Genomic DNA, 21,485 nt, shown 5'->3' on the forward strand with positions numbered 1-21,485 from the left:
CGGGCTCCGGGCGCCGTGCAGCGACAGGTGCGGTGCAGGGACATGGGGACCGCACGCACCCACAGCACTGGAAAGGGGGATGTGGAACAGGCGTGCGCGAGTCGGCGGCAGTGCAGGCCCGGTAACCCCTGCGGCATGCGCGGGCCCACCCAATACCCGCACGGCGCGGGGGCGATGACCAGACCTAGCCGGCCGGAGGGTGCTTGCCCGGCGGTTCTTCGGGTACGGCGTTTGCATAGGTGATACCTGCAATGGCAGCGGGATTTCGGAAAGCGATGCCTCCGTGACTGGTCTCAGTGGCCCCAGGGACGAACGATCAGGCCGACCGCGCGACGATCCTCTCCCCCTCGCCTCGGCGCTGGCCGAGGCCGTGGACTGTCTGACCCACCTGTGGTCGGACGCCGCGCAGAGTACGGACCTGCGCCTGTCGCCGCATCAGCTGCGGGCACTGCGGATTCTGGAGGAGGAACCGGGCCTCAACCTCACCGCCTTGGCGGTGGCCATGGAGATCGGGCTGCCGACCGCCAGCCGGCTCTGCGGCCGGCTGGAAGCGGCCGGTCTGCTGGAGCGCGTGCTGCATCCGCGCAAACGGCGTGAGGTACGACTGCTCCTGACACGGCAAGGCCACCGGGTACTGGACGAGATGGCCTCGCACAGAGCCCGTGCCCTGGCCGTCGTGCTCGGGGCCATGGAGCCGGCCGCGCGGGAGGCTCTCCGGCAAGGGCTCCAGGGCTTTCTGGCCGCCGCCCAGGACCGCATGGCACACGATCGGCACAACAGCGACCCCTGACCGGGCCCGGCGCGTCAGCCCCGGCGGTGGTACCGGCCGGGACGCGGAAGGATGGCATCTGCCGTGCGGACGGGGCGCGCCGGCGCAGCGGGCCCTCCGTCGCCGGCCGGTCCCGCCGGGCGTTCGCGCGGCACAAGAGCGGGCGGGAACCCGCCTCCCGGGTCACGCCTGGCGGGGGCGCCCGCGCCAGTCCAGACAGACGGCCAGGGCGTCGTCCTCGGCCCTGACGGCTTCACCCCGGTAGTCCGCCAGTTCGCGCAGGATCGCGCGGGGTACCTCGGCGGCGGGCAACAGCCGGGTGGAGTGGATGGCTCGGGCCAGCGCCCGATCCCCGTACACCTCGCCCTTCGGAGAGTGCACCGCGTGGACGCCGTCGCTGACGAAGACGAGCCGGTCGCCGGGCTCGACCTCGAATTCCTGCGCCACGTAGTCCGTCTCCTCGAACATGCCCAGGGGCAGTTGCGCCTCGAACGGGACACGTTCGACAGTGCCGCCGCGCAGCCGCAGAAGCTGCGGGGAGCCCGCGTCCACGACACTCACCCGCCCGGTGTCCAGGTCGAAGTCGAACATGAGGACGGACAGATAGCGGCGGCCTCGGTAGTGGGCGTAGACGGCCTGGTCGGCCAGGGCGGCCTGGTCGGCGATGGAGATTCCGGCGCGGCGCGCGTTGCGCAGGGCGTTGATGGCGAGGCTGGTCAGCAGAGCCGCCTCTATGCCCTCGCCCATGCCGTTCGTGACGTACAGCATCAGACGGTCGGCGGTGGCGGACCAGTCGAAGTTGTCGCCGAAGACGGCGTAGGCGGGCTCCAGCTGGCCGCCCAGGTCGTACTCGGGCCGGCTGCAGGAGCGACCGGGCAGCAGCTGCCACTGCATCTCGGCCGCCAGGGTGAGCCGGTCCTTGCGCCGGGCCTGGAGATACAGGTCCGTGTCGCGGTCGGCCACGAGCACCTCGTGCGCCAGCACCTCGGCGATCTCGGCCAGTTCGGACACGCACCCGCGTGCCGCGTCGCCGCCGGGCAGCGTCACGGACAGCACGCCGAGCCGGTCGCCGCGCACGCTGACCGGCAGGTGGACGTGCATCCGCCGGTCCTGGCCCTCTTCGCAGTAGGGCTCCTGCGAACCGAAGGCCCGCCCGGCCGGGCTGCCGTGCACCGGCACCGGCACCAGGTTGTGCGGCCGCACCGACACCGGCTGCAGTGCTGTCAGGCCGTAGTCGGCCATGAAGAGCTCGACGGCCTCCGCGCCGTACTGCTCGGTCAGCACGACGCGGACGGCGTCGAGCAACCCGTGGGGAGCCGCTGTGCGCACGGCACGCTCAGCGGTCAGGAATCTGTTCACGATGAGGAATGCACCATTCTTTCTCCCGGCAACGTGCGGGCCCGGCCGAGTGGGCGGGGCTTCGCGAGAGCCGCGTCGGTCGTTCCGAGGGGGGTCCGTGTGGAGTGGGGCTCCTAGTAGGCTGAAAGGTGCCCCAGTGCCTGCGAGAGTGTGATCGTGACTGCCTTCCGCCGCCGCCCAGAGCCCGATGAGGTCGCACGCGTGACGACCAAGGCCGTTGAGCTGCTGGAAGTTGTGTGGGGCCGTGCCTCGACCGCGCCTACCTCTGCCTCCCAGTTGCGGGTGCTGCACATCCTCGAGCACCACGACGGCATCAATCTGCGCACTCTCGCCGAGTCCCTCGCCTCCACTCCTCCGTCCACGAGCCGACTGTGCGACCGGCTACAGGCCGCGGGATTCATCGAGCGCATGGTGGGCGCGGAGGACCGACGCGAGGTACGGCTGCATCTCAGCGGCCGGGGCCGCTCCTTCCTGGCCGATCTGCGTGCCCGCCGGGAGAGCGAGCTCCAGAAGGTGCTGGCGGACATGCCCGCCGCCAAGCGTGTCGCCCTCCTGGAGGGGCTTGAGGCATTCTGCGCCACCGCGGCGACGCAGATACCCGACGAGGCCCCCGAGTCCGACAGCCGGACCGCCTGAACAACCCGTACGGCACCGGTGCCACCACCGCTCCATGACGATGGCGACCGGCGCCGGGGGCGGCCCCTGTCCACCGGAACATTCCAGGTCCTTCCCCGTGTACGTCCGACTCGGCTACTCTGTTGCCTCATGGCTATTATTGTCAAACGACAACAGTTCTTGGTGTCGCACTCACCCTGTCCGACTACCCCCGTTCCGATGCGATTCGCGATGACTGTGCGATATGCCTCCTGAATCCCGAGACTGAACGTTGACACAAGGATGGCCCGATGTCCGCGGCTCCCGAACTGAGAGCGCATATCGACCGCGCCGAGCAGACCTTCGTGATCACCGTGCGCGGCGATGTCGACTACGCCGACGCCGAGGGTTTCGAACAGGCCTGGGAGGCGGCCGACCGTGCGGCGATGCCCGTAACAGCGGTCGACCTGACGCAGGTCACCTTCGCCGACAGCATGCTTCTCAACGCCCTCATCGAGGCCCGTCTGCGCCATCAGGCCAGCGGGCGCGACCTGGTGCTGATCGGCCCCCTGCGGCCGGCCGTGAGCCGACTCCTGACGATCACCGGCGCCGTCCGGCTGTTCACCATCACCGAGACCGGCGGATGACGGTCAGCGGGCCACGCGATGGCGTACCGCGTGCCGGAGCCTGAGCGCGCCGATGACGAGGTCGGCGAGCAGCACCACCGCCCCGATGATCAGCAGGTAGAACAACCCGTGAGCGGTGAACCCGATGATTCCCAGGACGAGGGCCACCAGGATCAGAAGCAGGAACAGGCTCATCGGCTCTCCTATCAACCGTCGGCTGCGCTGGGTCAGCGGCGCGCCAGTCGGCGCTCACCGCCGGCGCCAGGCGTGTAGTCGAGTGCGTAGTGCGCGAACACGGAAGGCTCCTGCGAGGCCGGCAGCTCGCCGTCCGTGTCGATCGCGGGGGCCTTCTTGACCGTGTCCTTGTCGTAGGCGACCTTCAGATAGCCCGGACCGACGGTCGCGTTCGCGAGCGGGACGAACACCAGGCGCCGACGGGTGGGCAGGCCGACCGTCACGGTGGCGTAGCAGGGCTGGTCGGTCGCGGTGTCGACGTAGACCGATTCCAGGACTCCGACCTTGTGCCCGAGGGTGTCGACCACGTCGTGACCGCGCCACTCCCGGATATCGCCTGCTTCGAACATCAGACACCTCCGTGGGGACGGGTACCCCTGATCGCACGGTTGACGCCGTCGACCGGCCGGACCGCCGCGAGGGCGCGCCGTGCGTCCACGGCGCGCCGCTCCCCGTCGCCGGCAGTGCCGAGGCCCCCGTCCCGGCGGCGGGCCGTCAGCGCGGCGCCACGCGGATGCCCACCAGGCAGGTGTCGTCGTCGGTGTCGGACCGGCTGTGGGTCAGCAGGCGGTCCAACTGCTGCTCCAGGGTCGGCGGAACCGTGCGCGCGGTCGTCAGCATCTGCGCCAGGGACTCCTCCACCGACCGGTCACGGCGCTCGATCAGGCCGTCCGTGTACATCAACAACGTGTCGTCGACGGCGAGTTGGACCTCGTGCTCCTGATACCCGGCCTCGGGCACGGCACCCAGCAGCAGCCCCTGGACCAGGGGCAGCGGCTCCGCCTCACCGCCACGGACCAGCACGGGCGGCAGATGACCGGCCCGCGCCCAGCGCAGGGTGTGGCGGTCGGGGTCGTAGAGACCGCACACCGCGGTGGCGGTGACGGAACCGGTCAGATGATGGGTCACCATGTTCAGCCAGGACAGCAGCTGCCCGGGTCCGGCGCCGGTCACGGCGAGCCCGCGCAGCGCGTTGCGCAGGACGACCATGCTGGTGGCCGCCTCGATGCCGTGTCCGGCGACATCGCCCACGCACACCAGCACCAGGCCGGACGGCAGCACGACCGCGTCGTACCAGTCGCCGCCGACCAGGTGCTGGGTCTCCGCGGGCCGGTAGCGCACGGCCAGGTCCAGCCCGGGGACCGCCAGCGGGGCCTGTGCGGGCGGCATGATGGCGTGCTGGAGCTGGAGGGTGAGCCGGTTGCGTTCACTGGCCTGCTGCTCGGTGTGGGCGAGCTGGTCGCGGGTGGCGGCGAGGGCGACCTCGGTCCAGTGGTGTGCGGAGATGTCCTGGTAGGCGCCGCGCACGACGTACAGCTGGCCGCCGGAGTCGAGGACCGGTTCGGCCGCCACCCGGATATGGCGGGTGACGCCGTCGGGGCGCTGCAGGCGGAAGGCCGTGGACGCGGGCCGGCGGTGGTGCAGCAGGGTGCGCAGGAAGCGGCCGATGGTGACGGCGTCGTCGGGGTGGGCATGGGCGGGCAGGTCCTCCAGCGGCACCGGGGCGCCGGAGACGGGCTTGCCGTAGAGGTGGTAGAGCTGGCCGTTCCAGGTGATCTCGCCGGTGAGGAGGTTCTCCTCGAAGCCGCCGACACGGCCCAGGCGCTGGGCGTGCTGGAGCAGGCTGGCCAGGCGGGCGGTCTCGTCCTCGATGCGCCAGATGAGCAGGACGCAGCCGCCGTGCCGGCTGACGTTGATGTCGGCGACCGCCGCCAGCGGGACCTCGTCGACCAGGGCGGTGAGCCGCATGCGGTGGGCGCGGTAGGGCTCGCCGGTGGCGTAGACGCGCTCGATCCGCTCGAAGAGCTCGCTGTGGCCGGCGGCCATCGGATAGGTCTCCAGCAGCAGGGCGCCGTTGAGGACGGCCCGCGGCCTGCCGCCGGGGTCCAGGAAACAGTTGTTGACGTGGTGGATGCGGAAGTCGACGAGGTCGCCCTCGGCATCCAGGTGCGGCATGAGCACCAGGGCGGGGTCGTGGAGTCCGTCGGCCAGGTCCATCAGCTCGGTGACGCCGGGCAGGACGGGCCGGCCGGTGTCGCCGTGGGCCCGGTCCGGGGATCCGGTGTCCAGGGTGTGCGCGCACAGCTCGGCCAGGGCCTCGATCTGCCGGACGACCGGCGCGGGAGGCGTGTCCAGCGGCGCGGGCCAGACGATCTCCAGTACGCCGTGGATACGCCCGCCGGTGCCGGCCGCCACGGCGACCCGGCCGCCGTCGGGATGGTGGTGCTGGCCGATGGAGGGCAGCCCGGTCTCGGCCAGGCTGCGGATCCAGTGCCCCGAGCGCTCGGCGAGGCCGCGGCGGCCCACCGTCGCCACCCCCGGCGGTACATGCCGCCAGCGCCCGGCCTCGGCGGAGGAGAATCCGGCGTTGCCCGCCAGGGTGAGCGAGCCGTCGGCGCCCAGTGCCCAGATCGCGACCGCCTCCGCGCCCAGGGGCGCCAGCGCATGTTCCAGCAGGGACTCGGCCACGGCCTGGGTGTCCTGGGCGGCCAGCGCACCGCTCTCGGCGGCCCGCAGCCGTACGGCGGACGAGTGGCTGTCCGCGGGGTCGACCGCCTCGGCGCGGACGGCGGTGGCCGCGAAAAAGGCGGCGGTCACCTCCGACATCCGGTCCCGTGCGGCCTGGTTGATGACGTCGACCGCGAACTCCAGGGGTGTCACCCCCGCCTGCTCGGCGAGTTCGGCCAGCTGCCGGGCCGCCTGCGCCGGGCCACAGCTCAGCCGTTCGACCAGGATGCCCTTGGCCAGCTCGATCAGGGCACGCCCGTCGGCCTCGGCATGCGCCGCCCGCACCTCGCGGCGCAGCCGCTCCACGGTCGCCGCCAGCCTGCCGAGGGGGGACGACCGGCCGGGCTCGTCCGGCTCACCGGTGGCGGCTCCCCGCGTGCTCTCGACGACGCCGGGCGGCTCTACGCCCACCGGGCCGAGGCCTTCCGGCATGCGTGGGTCGCCCGCCAGGTCTTCGTAACCGGGCGGTTCGGGCGGTTCGGGCGATGGGCGGAGATCACTCACGGTGGGCCTGTTTCTCGGCTCGGACGCCCCGGGGCGTTACGCGGCCTGCTGGTGGGAGCCGTGGCGGTGGCGCGTTGTCACACGGCCAGCCAGCGACGGACGCGGGCGATGAGGTCGTTCGTGTCGACGGGCTTGGTGATGTAGTCGTTGGCCCCCGAGGCGAGGCTCTTCTCCTGGTCGCCCGGCATGGCCTTCGCGGTGACGGCGATGATGGGCAGCTCAGCGTAGTGGGGCATGGCGCGGATCTCCGCCGTGGCTGAGTAGCCGTCCATCTCCGGCATCATCACGTCCATCAGCACCAGGCAGACATCCGGGTGGGCGAGCAGCATCTCGATGCCCTTGCGGCCGTTGTCGGCGTGCAGGACCTGGAAGCCGTGCAGTTCCAGTACGCCGCTGAGGGCGAACAGGTTGCGCGCGTCGTCGTCGACCACCAGGACCGTCCGGCCGAGGAAGGAGTCGTCCACCACCTGCGCGGCCGGGCGGTGCGGCTCCTCGGCGCGCACCAGCGACAGCACGTCACCGGGCTGTTCGGCGGACAGGTGCAGAGTGATGCGCTCGCGCAGCTCGTCCAGACTGGACAGGAAGTCCAGCGGCCGGCCGCCCGCGAGGGCACGCAGCGCCTGCTCCTGGGCCAGATCCACCCGGTGCCCGGTGTGCACCAGGACGGGCACGCTGGCCAGCGCCGAGTCGCCGCGCATGGCCTCCAGGAAGTCCGCGCCCTCCTTGCCGGGCATGCCCAGCTCCAGGACGACGCAGTGGCAGGGCTCGGCCGCCAGCGTGCTCGCCGCCTCCTGCGCGCCCACGGCGGTGATGAGGTCGATCGCCCCGTGCGGGTCGCCGGGGTCGTGCGCGAGGTCCGCCACGGCCCGCTCGGCGACCAGGGTGAGCAGACCGCGCGGGCGCTCCTCGATCACCAGGAGCCGCCGCCTGCGGTGCTCGGGGACCGGCACGGAAGCGGGCAGCAGCCGGGGCGCCGGTGCCGCCTCGGACGCGGCAATGGCGCGGGGCTGCTCCACCGGCCGGCCGCCGGTCTCCAGCAGCTCCTCGAAGTCGGCGCGCGCGACGGGCAGGTACAGCGTGAACGTACTGCCCTGGCCGGGGGCGCTGTCGACGGTGACGGCGCCGCCGAGCAGATGGGCGATCTCCCGGGTGATGGACAGGCCGAGACCGGTGCCGCCGTACTTGCGGCTGGTGGTCCCGTCGGCCTGCTGGAAAGCGCCGAAAATCGTCTCCAGCTGCTGGTGGGGGATGCCGATGCCGGTGTCGACGACCCGGAAGGCCACCACCGGACCGCCGCGCAGCACACCCGGCGGCACTTCCCGGTCGGCGGCCGGCTCGATCCGCAGCTCGACGCCGCCCTGTTCGGTGAACTTCACCGCGTTGGACAGCAGGTTGCGCAGGATCTGGCGCAGCCGGGAGTCGTCGGTGAGCAGGTCGGCGGGCGTGCCGGTCGCGGTGGCCACCGTGAACTCGAGGCTCTTCTGGGAGGTCATCGGCCGGAAGGTCGCCTCGACGTACTCCAGCAGCTGGCGCAGCGGGACCCGCTCGGGACTCACGTCCATCTTGCCGGCCTCCACCTTGGAGAGGTCGAGGATGTCGTTGATCAGCTGCAGCAGGTCCGAGCCCGCCGAGTGGATGATGCCCGCGTACTCGACCTGCTTCGGGGTGAGGTTGCGCGAGGGGTTCTGCGCCAGCAACTGGGCCAGGATCAGCAGGCTGTTGAGCGGGGTCCGTAGCTCGTGGCTCATGTTGGCCAGGAACTCCGACTTGTACTTGGAGGCCAGCGCCAGCTGCTGCGCACGGGTCTCCAGTTCCTGCCGCGCCTGCTCGATCTGCAGGTTCTTCGCCTCGATGTCACGGTTCTGCGAGGCCAGCAGGGACGCCTTCTCCTCCAGCTCGGCGTTGGAGCGCTGCAGTTCGTCCTGCTGCACCTGCAACTCCTCCGACCTGGCCTGCAGTTCGGAGGTCAGCCGCTGGGACTCCCCCAGCAGCTCGTCGGTGCGGGCGTTGGCCACGATGGTGTTGAGGTTGACGCCGATGGTCGGCATCAGCTGTGCGAGGAAGTCCTGGTGGATCTGGGTGAAGCGGGTCAGCGAGGCCAGTTCGATGACGCCGAGGACCTGCTCCTCGACCACGATGGGCAGCACGACCAGGGCGCTGGGCACGGCCTGCCCGAGTCCGGAGGAGATGGTGACGTAGCCTTCCGGCAGTTCCTCGACGGTGATGACACGCCGGTTGCGTGCGGCCTGCCCGACCAGGGAACGCCCGACCGGAATACGGGTGGGCCGCTCCGCGTCGTCCGGATAGCCGTACGAGCCGACCAGGCGCAGTTCGTGGCCGCGCTCGGTGTCCTCCGCCAGGTAGAAGGCGCTGTACTGGGCCGACACCAGCGGAGTGAGCTCGTCCATGATCAGCTCGGCGACCACGGGCAGGTCGCGGTGGCCCTGCATCAGGCCGGAGATGCGGGCGAGGTTGGTCTTGAGCCAGTCCTGTTCCTGGTTGGCCCGGGTGGTTTCGCGCAGGGATTCCACCATGGAGTTGATGTTGTCCTTGAGGTCGGCGACCTCGCCCGACGCCACCACGGTGATGGAGCGGGTCAGATCGCCCTCAGCGACGGCGCTGGTGACCTCGGCGATCGCCCGCACCTGCCGGGTGAGGTTCCCGGCCAGTTCGTTGACGTTCTCCGTCAGCCGCTTCCAGGTGCCCTCGACACCCTCCACCTCGGCCTGACCGCCGAGCCGTCCCTCGCTGCCCACCTCGCGGGCGACGCGGGTGACCTCGGCGGCGAACGACGACAGCTGGTCGACCATGGTGTTGATGGTGGTCTTCAGCTCGAGGATCTCGCCCCGGGCGTCGACGTCGATCTTCTTCGAGAGGTCGCCGTTGGCCACCGCGGTCGTCACCAGGGCGATGTTGCGCACCTGCCCGGTGAGGTTGTTGGCCATGGAGTTGACGTTGTCCGTCAGGTCCTTCCAGGTCCCCGCCACGTTCGGCACATGGGCCTGGCCGCCCAGACGGCCCTCGGTGCCCACCTCGCGCGCCACCCGGGTGACCTCGTCGGCGAACGCCGACAACGTGTCGACCATGGTGTTGATGACGTCCGCCAGGGCGGCGACCTCGCCCTTGGCCTCCACGGTGATCTTCTGCGAGAGATCACCGCGCGCGACAGCCGTGGCGACCTGGGCGATCGACCGGACCTGCCCGGTCAGATTGGACGCCATCACGTTGACGTTGTCCGTGAGGTCCTTCCAGGTCCCCGACACGCCCCGCACGATCGCCTGGCCGCCGAGGTTGCCCTCGGTGCCGACCTCGCGGGCGACGCGGGTGACCTCGTCGGCGAAGGCGGAGAGCTGGTCGACCATCGTGTTGATGGTGTTCTTCAGTTCCAGGATCTCGCCCCGGGCGTCCACGGTGATCTTCTGGGAGAGATCGCCCTGCGCCACCGCGGTCGTCACCTGGGCGACGTTGCGGACCTGGGAGGTGAGGTTCCCGGCCATGAAGTTGACCGAATCGGTCAGGTCACGCCAGACGCCGCCGACTCCGGGCACCTGCGCCTGGCCGCCCAGCCGGCCCTCGCTGCCCACCTCGCGCGCCACCCGGGTGACCTCGTCGGCGAAGGCGGACAGCTGGTCGACCATCGTGTTGACGGTCTCCTTCAGCTGGAGGATCTCCCCGCGCGCGGGCACGTCGATCTTCTGGGACAGATCGCCCCTCGCCACCGCCGTGGCCACCTGGGCGATGTCACGGACCTGCGTGGTCAGATTGCCCGCCATGGCGTTGACCGAGTCGGTCAGATCCGCCCAGGTGCCGGAGACCCCGGGGACCTGCGCCTGGCCGCCCAGCGTGCCCTCGGTGCCCACCTCGCGTGCCACCCGCGTCACTTCCGAGGTGAACAGGGACAGCTGGTCGACCATGCCGTTGAAGACCGTGGCGATGTCGCCGAGCAGTCCCTGTCCGTCGGAGGGCAGCCGGGTGCCGAAGTCACCGTCCCGTACCGCCGTCAGGCCGGCCAGCAGCTGCCGCAACTCCTGCTCTCCCGGCCCCTGGACCTGGACCTGGGCGTCCACCGACATGCCGCTCATGCACACCCTCGTTCCGCTCCCCAGAGTCCCCACCCCGAGGACCCGGAACCTCGCCGGAGCCGTAGAGCTCCGCCCACCAGCGGCGATTCCGCGTTCGGCGGCCTCGTCCGTTGAGAAAATCCGTCGCAGATTAACTCAGTTGTCGGCCGACAACCAAAGCCGGGCGCGGATATCGCGGCGCACCGAAAACTGGGGCGGGAAGAGGGCATGCCGAAGCCGGTCCGGGGTACTCGACGGAGTTTGCCGAAGACGGGCCCGCGGGGGACGCCGGCCCCGTCTCACGCGGCGATGGCGTCCCGCACGGTCGGGTGGCAGGTGGCGAGGGTGTCGAGTCCCACCAGCTGCACGGTGCGCAGCACGGAGTCCCGGACCCCCGCGAGACGCAGCCATCCCCGCGCGGCCCGAGTCACCTGGTGGGCGGCGATCAGGGCGTTGATCCCGCTGGAATCCATGAACGTGACCCCGCTCAGATCGACGACGACCCGAGAGCCGGCGGTGGGGTCCGCCGGAGGCATGGACCGGGTCAGGGCACCCACACTCTCGTGGTCGATCTCGCCGCGGAGGCCGAGCACGGTGATGCCGTCGACGTCGGTCCGGGTGACGGACAACTCGCCGCGGTCCATCGCCTTTTGTTCGTCTGCCACGTGTGTCCTCCGCACCCTCGGTCCGAGCCGCGTCACCTGTCTGCCTGCCACCGTGCCCAGGGATGCGCGGTGCGATGCACGGGACGGGGCATCCGAATCCGGGCGGCGCGGGAGTAACACGGCGGATCGCCGGGTAGACGCGCGCCCATGAACGGGGTATCGCCGATCGTCGGCAGGAAGTATGTCCCGCCTGAGGAGTGTTCCCGGATGGCGGATGCCACACCTGCCGATGTCACCATCGCCTTGGACGGGGCGGACGGCTGTATCGCCGACGCACGGAACCAGACATCGGACTTCCTGACGCGGGCCGAGTCCGCGCCGGGGCTGCCGGTGCCGGCCCGCACCCGGGAGCTGGCGCAACTGGTGGTCAGCGAGCTCGTCACCAACGCACTGAAGTACGCGCCCGGACCGGTACTGCTGCGCCTGAGTGCCGCCGACGGCCTGATGGAGATCGAGGTGTGGGACTCCGATCCGGCTCTTCCGCTGGCCCGGGCGACCGACGCCGGACGGGTGGGCCAGCACGGTCTGGAGATCGTGCTGGCGGTGGTGCGGGACTTCGAGGCCCGACGGGAGCCCGTGGGCAAGCGCGTCATCGCCCGGCTGGCGTTGTTCGAGTGATCGCCGCAGGCCGGTGCGACGGTCCGGGCGGTGGAATCGTCGGCCGTCCGGCCGGCCACAGCGCGCACCGCACCCGTTCGGCGTAACGTGAGGCGCTGGGGCGGCTTCGAGCCACGCAGGGTGCCGTGCCGTGCGGCGGCCCGCCGGTCCCCGTGGCCTGCACCTCTCACGAGTCAGGAGCGCACCATGGCGACACCCGTCCGCCGGCCCGCGGGCCGCGGCTCCGCCGCCCGGCGTACCGCCGTCGGGCTCGTCACCACCTTGGTCGCCGTCGGCGCGTGCAGCGCGCCGGCCGCCGGGGAGGAAGCCCACCGCGCGTCCGCCACCGCCTGCGCCGACAAGGTCTATACGGGAATGACCCAGGCGCAGCGGGTCGGCCAGCTCTTCATGGGCGGGGTCGCCGCCGCCCGCCCCAGTACGACGGACCTGCGCACCCTGCGCACCTACCATGTCGGGTCCGTCATGCTGACCGGGCGCAGCACCGCCGGCACCACGGCGACGAAGAAGGTCGTCGACGGGGTGCGTGCGCAGGCGGACACGGTCGCCGGCCATCGGGTCGGGCTGATCGTGGCCACCGACCAGGAAGGCGGACAGGTCCAGGTGCTCAGCGGCCCCGGCTTCTCCGTCATGCCCAACGCCCTGACCCAGGGCACATGGAGCACGACGACACTGCGCGCCCGCGCCGAGACCTGGGCCAAGCAGCTCAAGGCGGCGGGCCTCGACCTCAATCTCGCCCCGGTCGCCGACGTGGTGCCCGCGAGTCTCGGCACCCGCAACGCTCCCATCGGCCACTTCTACCGCGAGTACGGCCACACCCCCGCCGTCGTGACCTCGCACACCGGGGCCTTCGCCGCGGGCTTCCGCACGGCCGGGGTCATGACCACCTTCAAGCACTTCCCGGGACTGGGCCAGGTCATCGGGAACACCGACACCACCGCGAACGTCGTCGACTCGGTGACCACCGCCTCCAGTTCGAGCCTCCAGCCGTTCCGCAGCGGGATCGCGGCCGGCACGCCGTTCGTGATGGTCTCTTCGGCGAAGTACACCAAGATCGACTCGAAGCACCTGGCCGTGTTCTCCCCGACCGTCATCAACTCGCTGCTGCGCACCAAGTTCGGCTTCAAGGGAGTCGTCATCTCCGACGACATCGGCCAGGCGGTCGCGGTACGCGCCTACACCCCGGCCCAGCGGGCGGTGGACTTCGTGCTCGCCGGCGGCGACATGATCCTCACGGTCAAGGCGTCGACCGTGCCGGCGATGGTGCAGGGCGTGCAGGCCCGGATGGCGACGGACGCCTCCTTCCGCGCCAAGGTCGCCGCCTCCGTGCACCGGATCCTCACGGCCAAGGCCACGGCCGGCCGGCTCACCTGCAGCTGAGCCCCCCTCGCCCCCTCCTTCGCCCCCCGGACCGGCCTAGTCATATTTACTTATGACTGGTTGAGCAGTCCAGACTGATAAACCTAGTATTAGTACATGTGAAGACAGACATAGCCCCCGACGCCGGCGGTACACGCGATCCGAGCGACCCCTCTCTGCTCGCCACCGAGCTCCGGCTCGCGGTGGGCCGTATGACGCGGCGGCTGCGGCAGGCCCATGCGGTGGGGGACGTATCGCTCTCGGGCGTCTCCGTGCTCGCGCGGCTCGCCGCCGACGGCCCGGACTCACCCACGTCCCTCGCCGAGATGGAGCGGGTGCGGCCGCAGGCCATGGCGACCACCCTCGCCCAGCTCGAACAGCGCGGCCTGGTCCGCCGTACCCCCGACGCCGCGGACGGGCGGCGGAGCATCGCGGTCGTCACCGACGAGGGACGAGCCATGCTCGCCGAGCGGCGCTCCGAATCGGTGCAGCGGCTCGCGACCGTCCTCGACACGTTCTCCGCCGAGGAGCGCGAGACCCTGGGAGCGGCCGTGCCGCTCCTCGCCCGGCTGGCGGAACAGCTGTGAGCGCGCGCGGGTGGCCCGGCTCCCTGCGCTCGGCCCGTCACAAGGACACCCCTCCCGGGCCGGGCTACAAGTGGGTCGCGCTCTCCAACACCACACTCGGTGTGCTGATCGCCACGATGGACGCGTCGATCGTGATCATCTCGCTGCCGGCGATCTTCCGCGGCATCGGCCTCGACCCGCTCGCGCCCGGCAACATCGGCTATCTGCTCTGGATGATCCTGGGGTACCTGCTGGTCTCCGCGGTCCTGGTGGTCGTGCTCGGGCGGCTCGGCGACATGTTCGGGCGGGTGAAGATCTACAACCTCGGGTTCCTGATCTTCGCCTGCGCCTCGGTCGCGCTGTCGCTCGATCCGTTCCGTGCGGGGGCGGGCGCGATGTGGCTGATCCTGTGGCGGATCGTGCAGGCCTTCGGCGGGTCGATGCTCACCGCCAACTCGGCCGCCATCCTCACCGACGCCTTCCCCACCCGGCAACGCGGCATGGCGCTCGGCATCAACCAGATCACCGCGCTGGCGGGTCAGTTCCTCGGTCTGCTCGCGGGCGGGCTGCTCGCCGTCGTCGACTGGCGTGCCGTGTTCTGGGTGAGCGTCCCGGTCAGCATCACCGGGACGATCTGGTCGTACCTGAGTCTGCGCGAGACCTCGACGGGCCGGCCCGGCCGGATCGACTGGCTGGGCAACATCACCTTCGCGGCGGGCGCCGGGATCCTGCTGGCCGGGATCACGTACGGGATCCAGCCGTACGGCGACAGTGCCACCGGCTGGGGGAACCCGTGGGTGCTGACCGGCCTGATCGGGGGTGTCGCTCTGCTGCTGGCCTTCTGCGTCATCGAGACGCGGGTCGCCGAGCCCATGTTCAACCTGGCGCTCTTCAAGAACAGGGCGTTCGCGGCGGGCAACGTGGCCGCCCTGCTGACCTCGATCGCGCGCGGCGGTCTGCAGTTCATGCTCATCATCTGGCTGCAGGGCATCTGGCTGCCGCTGCACGGCTACGACTTCGAGGACACCCCGCTGTGGGCCGGCATCTTCATGCTCCCGCTCACCCTAGGGTTCCTCGTCGCGGGCCCGGTCTCCGGCTACCTGTCGGACCGGTTCGGTGCCCGGTTCTTCTCCACCGCCGGCCTGGTGGTCGTCATGCTGTCCTTCCTCGGCCTGCTCGCGCTGCCCGTCGACTTCGACTACGGGCTGTTCGCGGCGCTGCTGCTGCTCAACGGGCTCGGCCAGGGCATGTTCTCGGCGCCGAACACGTCCTCGATCATGGGCAGTGTCCCGGCCGAGTACCGGGGTGTCGCCTCGGGCATGCGCTCGACCTTCCAGAACTCCGGTACGGCGCTGTCCATCGGCGTCTTCTTCTCGCTGATGGTCTCCGGTCTCGCCTCCTCGCTCCCCGGCACGCTGAAGAGCGGGCTCATGGCGCACGGCGTGCCGGCCGCCTCCGCCGCGCACGCCGCCTCACTGCCGCCGGTGAGCACGCTGTTCGCGACGTTCCTCGGCAACAACCCGATCGAGCACCTGCTCTCCTCCGAGGGCGTCCTGGACCATGTGACCAGCGCCCAGCGGTCCGTCCTGACCGGCCACACCTTCTTCCCGCAGCTGGTCTCCGGTCCGTTCCACCACGGCCTGGCGATCGTGTTCGGCGTGGCCGCGGGCATGGCCCTGATCTCCGCCGTGGCCTCCGCCCTGCGCGGCAGCCACCGGCCCGACCAGGACCGCCAGGACCGTCCGGAGCCGAAGGACCAGCCACCGGCGCGGACGGCAGAGCCTCGGCACAACGCTCCGTCCTGAAAGACACGGGTGCCCCGGCGGAGGTCCGCCGGGGCACCCGTGTTCCGCTCAGGGAGCGACGGTCACGGGTACGAGGCGAGGTTCGCCACGTTGCTCGAGGAGTTCGACGGGCCTCCCGTGTTGTTGATGACGTGGCTGATGGTGCCGGTGCCGCCGAGGGAGACCGTCACCATGCTGGTGAAGCGGACGCCCGAGTTGTTCGGCGCCTCGACGGCGTGCGCCGCGACCACGCTCGGGTTGACGTTGAAGTAGCAGTAGCTGCCGAGGCCGTACACCTGGTGGCTGGTGACCGAGTCGGCGACCTTGTAGGCCGCGTAGCCCTGGGTCGAGCCGTTCATCCAGGCCGCCTGGTTGGGCGGGTCGTACGGCATCTCGTTCTGGTAGAAGTACGTCCGGCCGCCGTTGCCGTTCCAGACGGTCTGGTACTTCTGGAAGTGTTCGACGAACAGGCCGTACATCGTCACGTTGTCACCGTTGACGACCAGGCCGGTGTCGGCGGTGTTGCTGGTCCAGCCGACTCCGCTGCCGTGGTCGGCGCGCCAGATCCACATGTGGTCGCCGATCACGTTGTCGCTGTTGACGACCAGGCTGGTGGTGGCCTTGCCGACGCCCGCGCCGCCGACCCGGAAGTACACGTCGTGCAGCGAGGTCGGGTCGGCCGCGTGCGAGGCCGAGGAGTTGCTCGGGCCGACCTCCACCAGGGTGGACGAGTTGGTGGTGCCGGCGTCGAAGAGCAGGCCCGCGATGTTGACCCCGTCGACGTCGGCGACCTTCATGGCGGTGACGCCGTTGTCCGGGACGAAGGTGGCGAGGCCGAGGCCGAGGACGACGGTGTCGGCGCGGTTGATCTGCAGGGTCTGGTCGAGGTGGTAGACACCCGGGGTGACCAGGAGGTTCTTGCCCGCCGCCAGGGCCGCGTTGATCTGGGAGGCGGTGGCGCCCGGCTTCACGATGTAGAAGCTGTCCAGCGAGAGCGACGAACCGGCCGCGGAACCCGAACTCCAGCTGGTGCCCGAGGAGTTGGAGCGTGTGGACGGCACGAACACCTGGTAGTTGCCGGAGCCGTCGACGTACAGGTACGGCTTCTCGCGGGTCACCGGGCTCTGCGCGACCGTGGTGTCCGGCGGGCTGGGGAAGGTGGTGGACGGCACGCCCGTGCTGCCCACGAAGACCATGTTCCAGTTGGAGCCGGTCCAGCTGCCGAGCTGCGAGTTGCGGGTCAGCCACTGCTGCTGGCTGCCGGAGTTGACCTGCCCGTCGATCTTGCTGTCGGCGATCAGGCCGCCGCTGGACCAGCCGCCGTCGTCCAGGGCGAGGTTGCCGCGCAGATGCATCCGGCGGTAGGCGGACGCCTGCGAGACCGCCCAGCGGTCGGAGCCGCCGGTCGGGGTGACGGAGAGGTTCTCCGCGCCCCGCCAGAAGTTCTGGGTGGCGTTGCCCTGGAACCAGTCGGCCTCGGCGTGCACCGCGCCGTTGATGTTGACCGCGTCCGGGGTCAGGCCGAGGCCGAGGACCTGGGTGTAGAAGCCGACGTTGACGTCCGCGCTGTAGGTGCCCGGCTTGAACATCACGGCGTAGCGCTGGGAGCCGAACTGGTTCGTCTCCTGCTGCTGGAAGATCGAGTTGAGGCGGCTCTGGATGGTCGACGCCGACATCGACGGGTCGAAGACGACCACGTTCGGGCCCAGGTCGGGGTCGCCGGTGGACGGCGGCGTCACGGCGGTCACCTGGAAGCGCTGGGCCGCGGTGTTGTTGCAGGTGTACTGGACCAGCTGCACGCTGTCCGCGGTCGAGGCGGCCGGGTCGTCGAGGCACTTGCCGCTGTTGCGGTTGACGAAGTGGTAGGCGCCGCCGCCCTCGTCGACCGGCAGCCACTGCTGGTTGGCCCCGCCACCGTAGGCCCACAGCTGGGTCAGGGCGTTGTCGGCGGTGGAGACGTCGGTGACGTCGACCACCTGGCTGGTGTTGTTGCCGTTGTTGATCCGGACGTAGCCGTCGCTGGTGGCGGTGAAACTCCACTGCTGGGCGGTGGTGTTGTTGCAGGTGTACTGCTGTACGGCGGTGCCGTTCGCGGTGGCGGCCGACCTGGCGTCCAGGCACTTGCCACTGGCGGCGTTGGTGAGAGTGGCGAAGCCGGTGGGCAGGGCGGTGGCGGCCGCCTGCGCGGACGGGGCTGCGGTGAGCAGGGACGCTCCGAGAACGGCCAGCACTGCGGCGCTCGTCGGTCTGCGGCGCCAGGAAAGGCGAAGCACTGGATCTCCTAGTCCGAGGGGTGGGGGGTCAGCCGGTGTAGCCGGCGAAGACGCGCGTGTAGTCCCAGTTGGACTGGCTCACGCCCGAGCAGCTGTCGGCGGAGCCGCCGGTGCAGGGCCGGTCGCGGTTGGCGGACCAGAAGGTGAGCCGGGCCAGGTGGTGCTGCTGCGCGTAGGCGAGGATGGTCCGGAAGTCGGCGACCGTCACGGTCTCGCTGTTGTCGGTGATGCCGTTCATGGACGAGATGCCCATGTCCCGGTAGGCGGTGTCGTCGCTGTAGCCGTACGCGTTCTTCAGCGCGTTCTTGAGCCCCTCGGCCGCCTGGGTGGTGAGGTTGCCCATGTTCTGGCCGGCGCCGCCGAAGTCGAACGGCATGATGGCCCAGGCGTCGACGGTCAGCCCGGAGGACGCGGCCCGGTTGATCAGGCTGGTGTCGGGGCCGCTCTGGCCGGTGCCGATGGTGATGTACACCTTCAGACCGGAGTTGTTGGCCTTCACCGTCTTCAGCGCGTCCACGACCCGCTGCTGCACGGTCCCGTTGCTGTAGGCGTCGGCCTCCAGGTCGATGTCGATCGCCTTGAGACCGCCGTAGGCGTTGATGACCTTCTGGTACGCCGCCGCCAGCTCGCTCGCGCTGGAGCACGAGCTCTCCAGCTTGTTGCCGCTGTAGCCGCCGAAGGACGGGATCACGTCACCGCCGTTGGCGCGCACGGTGTTGATCGTCGACTGGTCGACACCGCCGGTCAGCGCCCGGCTGCCGTCCCACTGCGGGTTGCAGTAGCCGTTGCTGAGGACGAACGCGAGCGTGTAGTACTTCACGCCGGTCGCGTTGGTGATCGTGGTCGGGCTCGGCGGGTCGCCCCAGCCGTTGTAGAGGTAGGGCGCCACGGCCATCGGCGAGGACGGGGTGGTGCCGCCGTCGGCCGCGGGCGCGGTCCACTTCTGGTTGGCGGTACCGCCGCACGTCCAGATCTGGGCGCGGGTGCCGTTCGCCGAGGAGTTGCCGGTGGCGTCCAGGCACTTGTTCGCCTGCGGGTTGACGATGTCGTGGGCGGCGGTCACCGTCCACTTCTGGTTGGCGCCGCCGGAACAGGTCCACAGCTGGGCCTTGGCGCCGTCCGCGGTCGAGTTGCCGGTCACGTCGAGACACTTGCCGAGGGCGCGTATGGTGCCGTCGCTGCCGACGGTCCACTGCTGGGCCGCGGTGCCGTTGCAGTCGTAGAGCTGGACGGCCGTGCCGTCGGCGGAGCTGGCGCCGGCGACGTCGAGGCACTTGCCGGCGAGGCCGGTGATGGTCCCGGTGGCGGCCTGCGCGGGGGAGGCGGCGAACAGGCCTGCGGAGAGGGTCAGGGCGGCTAGGGCGGCAGCCGTGGGGAGAGGTCTGGCCATTGCGGGGGGTTGGCCTTTCACGCGGGGGGATGCCGCACGGTTTGTGCCCAACACCCGTGTTGTCACCAGGCGTTGAGCACATCCGTGAGGCTTTGTTTAAGGCGTGAAGCTAAAGGTCCGGACCAGTGTCGTCAAGTGCGGGAGCGCTCCCTTCCCGGAATCACAGGAAAACGTGACGGTGATGTGAACTCCGCCGTCAGGGCGTCGGCGCCGCCGCGAACTGGGTGCGGTGCAGTTCGGCGTACCGCCCGTCCGCCACCAGGAGTTCCTCGTGGGTGCCGCGCTCCACGATCCGGCCGGCCTCGACCACCAGGATCTGGTCGGCGGCCCGGATCGTGGACAGCCGGTGGGCGATGACCACCGCCGTGCGCCCCTCCAGTGCCTCGGTGAGGGCCTCCTGGACGGCCGCCTCCGAGGTGTTGTCCAGGTGGGCGGTGGCCTCGTCGAGGATGACCACGCGCTGCCGGGCCAGCAGCAGCCGGGCGATGGTCATGCGCTGCCGCTCGCCGCCGGAGAGCCGGTAGCCGCGCTCGCCGACCACCGTGTCCAGGCCGTCGGGCAGCGACCGTACGACCTCGTCGAGGCGGGCTCGGCCGAGGGCGTCCCACAACTCCTCGTCGGTGGCCGCCGGCCGGGCCAGCAGCAGGTTGGCGCGGACGCTGTCGTGGAAGAGGTGGCCGTCCTGGGTGACCATGCCGAGGGTGGCCCGCAGGGAGCCCGCGGTCAGGTCGCGGACGTCGGCGCCGCCGAGGCGCACGGCGCCCGCGTCGACGTCGTACAGGCGCGGCAGCAGCTGGGCGATGGTGGACTTGCCGGCGCCGGAGGAGCCGACCAGGGCGACGGTCTGCCCGGGTTCGGCGCGGAAGGAGATGCCGTGCAGGACCTCGGCGCCGCCGCGGCCGTCCAGGGTCGCGACCTCTTCGAGTGAGGCGAGGGAGACCTGGTCGGCGGCCGGGTAGGCGAAGCGGACGTCCTCGAACTCGACGGCCACCGGGCCCTCGGGCACCTCGTGGGCGTCGGGTTTCTCCTCGATCAGGGGCTTCAGGTCGAGGACTTCGAAGACCCGCTCGAAGCTGACCAGCGCGCTCATCACCTCGACGCGGGCGCCGGCGAGGGAGGTGAGCGGGGCGTAGAGCCGGGTCAGGAGGAGGGCGAGGGAGACGACCGCGCCCGGCTCCAGGGTGCCGCGCAGCGCGAACCAGCCGCCGAGGCCGTAGACCAGGGCGAGCGCCAGCGAGGAGACCAGGGTGAGGGCGGTCATGAACACCGACTGGGCGGTGGCGGTGCGCACCCCGATGTCCCGGACCCGGGCGGCACGCGCCGTGAACTCCGCCGACTCCTCCTCGGGTCGCCCGAAGAGCTTGATCAGGGTGGCGCCGGGTGCCGAGAAGCGCTCGGTCATCCGGGTGCCCATGGCCGCGTTGAGCGCGGCGGCCTCGCGCTGCATCCGGGCCATCCGGCCGCCCATCCGGCGGGCGGGCACCACGAACAGGGGCAGCAGCACCAGCGCGAGCAGGGTGATCTGCCAGGACAGGGTGAGCATGACCGCGAGGGTGAGCACCAGCGTGACCAGGTTGCTGACCACGCCGGAGAGGGTGTTGGCGAAGGCGCGCTGGGCTCCGATCACGTCGTTGTTGAGACGACTGACCAGCGCTCCCGTACGAGTACGTGTGAAGAACGCGACGGGCATGCGCTGCACATGATCGAACACAGCCGTTCGCAGGTCGAGGATGAGTCCCTCCCCGAGCGTCGCCGAGAGCCGCCGCCCGAGCACCCCGAGCGCGGCCTCCGCGACCGCGACTCCCGCGATCAGCAGCGACAGCCGTACGACCGTACCGGTGTCGTGCCCCGACACGATCGCGTCGACGACATGGCCGGCCAGCACCGGGGTCGCGACGGCGAGCAGGGCGGTGACCACCCCGAGCAGAACGAAACGGACTATGCCGGCCCGGTGCGGGCGGGCGAAGATGGCGATACGGCGCAGCGTGGCCCGGTCGAACGGGCGCCGCTCCTGCTCGGCGGTCATCACGCTGTGCAGCTGCGTCCAGGCGGTGGTCTCCATACTCATGGGAGAGAACGTAGGACCTCAAGCTTCGTTGAGGTCAATGTCCGCTCGCCTTCCCCCCGTACGAAGGACCCGATGAGCCTCCCGAAGGCCCTGCCCGGCTCCACGAAAGC

The 21,485-nt window shown here is 70.7% G+C and carries 16 protein-coding genes; 7 read left to right on the forward strand and 9 right to left on the reverse strand.

The window, feature by feature from the left end:
* The first annotated feature begins 283 nt into the window (after window positions 1-283).
* Complete coding sequence (locus ACWGJB_RS00815) at window positions 284-790, forward strand: MarR family winged helix-turn-helix transcriptional regulator (protein ID WP_453378145.1); 507 nt, start codon at window positions 284-286, stop codon at window positions 788-790.
* Between the two features lie 162 nt (window positions 791-952).
* Here the strand turns inward: ACWGJB_RS00815 and ACWGJB_RS00820 are convergent, their stop codons facing one another.
* A complete protein-coding gene (locus ACWGJB_RS00820) occupies window positions 953-2,128 on the reverse strand; it encodes a PP2C family protein-serine/threonine phosphatase (protein ID WP_453378146.1) in 1,176 nt (391 codons plus the stop codon).
* A gap of 201 nt (window positions 2,129-2,329) precedes the next feature.
* On the opposite strand from ACWGJB_RS00820, the gene ACWGJB_RS00825 reads away from it, so the two are divergent.
* Entirely contained in the window at window positions 2,330-2,764 is a 435-nt protein-coding gene (locus ACWGJB_RS00825; protein WP_351703529.1) for a MarR family transcriptional regulator, read from the forward strand.
* Between the two features lie 269 nt (window positions 2,765-3,033).
* Window positions 3,034-3,369 carry an STAS domain-containing protein gene (locus ACWGJB_RS00830; RefSeq protein WP_453378147.1) on the forward strand — a complete coding sequence of 112 codons (336 nt, stop codon included), beginning with the start codon at window positions 3,034-3,036 and terminating at the stop codon, window positions 3,367-3,369.
* A gap of 3 nt (window positions 3,370-3,372) precedes the next feature.
* Here the strand turns inward: ACWGJB_RS00830 and ACWGJB_RS00835 are convergent, their stop codons facing one another.
* From ACWGJB_RS00835 to ACWGJB_RS00855, 5 genes are all read right to left on the reverse strand, one after another.
* Entirely contained in the window at window positions 3,373-3,543 is a 171-nt protein-coding gene (locus tag ACWGJB_RS00835; protein WP_453378148.1) for a hypothetical protein, read from the reverse strand.
* Between the two features lie 32 nt (window positions 3,544-3,575).
* Window positions 3,576-3,932, reverse strand: a complete 357-nt coding sequence (locus ACWGJB_RS00840; RefSeq protein ID WP_453378149.1) for a PRC-barrel domain-containing protein — start codon at window positions 3,930-3,932, stop codon at window positions 3,576-3,578.
* Between the two features lie 145 nt (window positions 3,933-4,077).
* A complete protein-coding gene (locus tag ACWGJB_RS00845; RefSeq protein ID WP_453378572.1) occupies window positions 4,078-6,522 on the reverse strand; it encodes a SpoIIE family protein phosphatase in 2,445 nt (814 codons plus the stop codon).
* Between the two features lie 149 nt (window positions 6,523-6,671).
* Window positions 6,672-10,667: a HAMP domain-containing protein gene (locus ACWGJB_RS00850; protein ID WP_453378573.1), complete on the reverse strand. Its 3,996-nt coding sequence runs from the start codon at window positions 10,665-10,667 to the stop codon at window positions 6,672-6,674.
* 287 nt (window positions 10,668-10,954) lie between these two features.
* Window positions 10,955-11,320: an STAS domain-containing protein gene (locus ACWGJB_RS00855; protein WP_453378150.1), complete on the reverse strand. Its 366-nt coding sequence runs from the start codon at window positions 11,318-11,320 to the stop codon at window positions 10,955-10,957.
* A gap of 207 nt (window positions 11,321-11,527) precedes the next feature.
* Between ACWGJB_RS00855 and ACWGJB_RS00860 the strand changes: the two genes are divergently transcribed.
* The 4 genes from ACWGJB_RS00860 to ACWGJB_RS00875 all read left to right on the forward strand — a co-directional run bounded on the left by ACWGJB_RS00860 (window position 11,528) and on the right by ACWGJB_RS00875 (window position 15,665).
* Window positions 11,528-11,938 carry an ATP-binding protein gene (locus ACWGJB_RS00860; protein WP_453378151.1) on the forward strand — a complete coding sequence of 137 codons (411 nt, stop codon included), beginning with the start codon at window positions 11,528-11,530 and terminating at the stop codon, window positions 11,936-11,938.
* 186 nt (window positions 11,939-12,124) lie between these two features.
* On the forward strand, window positions 12,125-13,315 hold the full coding sequence (locus ACWGJB_RS00865) for a glycoside hydrolase family 3 N-terminal domain-containing protein (RefSeq protein WP_453378152.1): 1,191 nt from the start codon (window positions 12,125-12,127) through the stop codon (window positions 13,313-13,315).
* Window positions 13,316-13,413: 98 nt separating this feature from the next.
* Window positions 13,414-13,881 (forward strand): MarR family winged helix-turn-helix transcriptional regulator, encoded by a 468-nt coding sequence (locus ACWGJB_RS00870; protein WP_453378153.1) that lies wholly within the window; start codon window positions 13,414-13,416, stop codon window positions 13,879-13,881.
* A gap of 116 nt (window positions 13,882-13,997) precedes the next feature.
* On the forward strand, window positions 13,998-15,665 hold the full coding sequence (locus tag ACWGJB_RS00875) for an MFS transporter (RefSeq protein WP_453378574.1): 1,668 nt from the start codon (window positions 13,998-14,000) through the stop codon (window positions 15,663-15,665).
* 62 nt (window positions 15,666-15,727) lie between these two features.
* On the opposite strand, the gene ACWGJB_RS00880 is transcribed toward ACWGJB_RS00875, so the two are convergent.
* The 3 genes from ACWGJB_RS00880 to ACWGJB_RS00890 form a co-directional block, all read right to left on the reverse strand.
* A complete protein-coding gene (locus ACWGJB_RS00880; RefSeq protein WP_453378154.1) occupies window positions 15,728-17,917 on the reverse strand; it encodes an RICIN domain-containing protein in 2,190 nt (729 codons plus the stop codon).
* A 28-nt stretch (window positions 17,918-17,945) separates the two neighbouring features.
* Window positions 17,946-19,307 (reverse strand): ricin-type beta-trefoil lectin domain protein, encoded by a 1,362-nt coding sequence (locus ACWGJB_RS00885; RefSeq protein WP_453378155.1) that lies wholly within the window; start codon window positions 19,305-19,307, stop codon window positions 17,946-17,948.
* Between the two features lie 196 nt (window positions 19,308-19,503).
* Entirely contained in the window at window positions 19,504-21,369 is a 1,866-nt protein-coding gene (locus ACWGJB_RS00890; RefSeq protein WP_453378575.1) for an ABC transporter ATP-binding protein, read from the reverse strand.
* Between the last annotated feature and the right edge of the window lie 116 nt (window positions 21,370-21,485).

It is taken from the genome of Streptomyces sp. NPDC054813 (assembly GCF_053611365.1).

Coding starts and splice junctions, on each gene's coding strand:
- ACWGJB_RS00885 (WP_453378155.1), bottom strand. CDS start 19,307: ATGGCCAGACCTCTCCCCACGGCTGCCGCCCTAGCCGCCCTGACCCTC.
- ACWGJB_RS00865 (WP_453378152.1), top strand. CDS start 12,125: ATGGCGACACCCGTCCGCCGGCCCGCGGGCCGCGGCTCCGCCGCCCGG.
- ACWGJB_RS00845 (WP_453378572.1), bottom strand. CDS start 6,522: ATGCCGGAAGGCCTCGGCCCGGTGGGCGTAGAGCCGCCCGGCGTCGTC.
- ACWGJB_RS00840 (WP_453378149.1), bottom strand. CDS start 3,932: ATGTTCGAAGCAGGCGATATCCGGGAGTGGCGCGGTCACGACGTGGTC.
- ACWGJB_RS00830 (WP_453378147.1), top strand. CDS start 3,034: ATGTCCGCGGCTCCCGAACTGAGAGCGCATATCGACCGCGCCGAGCAG.
- ACWGJB_RS00860 (WP_453378151.1), top strand. CDS start 11,528: ATGGCGGATGCCACACCTGCCGATGTCACCATCGCCTTGGACGGGGCG.
- ACWGJB_RS00850 (WP_453378573.1), bottom strand. CDS start 10,667: ATGTCGGTGGACGCCCAGGTCCAGGTCCAGGGGCCGGGAGAGCAGGAG.
- ACWGJB_RS00890 (WP_453378575.1), bottom strand. CDS start 21,369: ATGGAGACCACCGCCTGGACGCAGCTGCACAGCGTGATGACCGCCGAG.
- ACWGJB_RS00875 (WP_453378574.1), top strand. CDS start 13,998: ATGGACGCGTCGATCGTGATCATCTCGCTGCCGGCGATCTTCCGCGGC.
- ACWGJB_RS00835 (WP_453378148.1), bottom strand. CDS start 3,543: ATGAGCCTGTTCCTGCTTCTGATCCTGGTGGCCCTCGTCCTGGGAATC.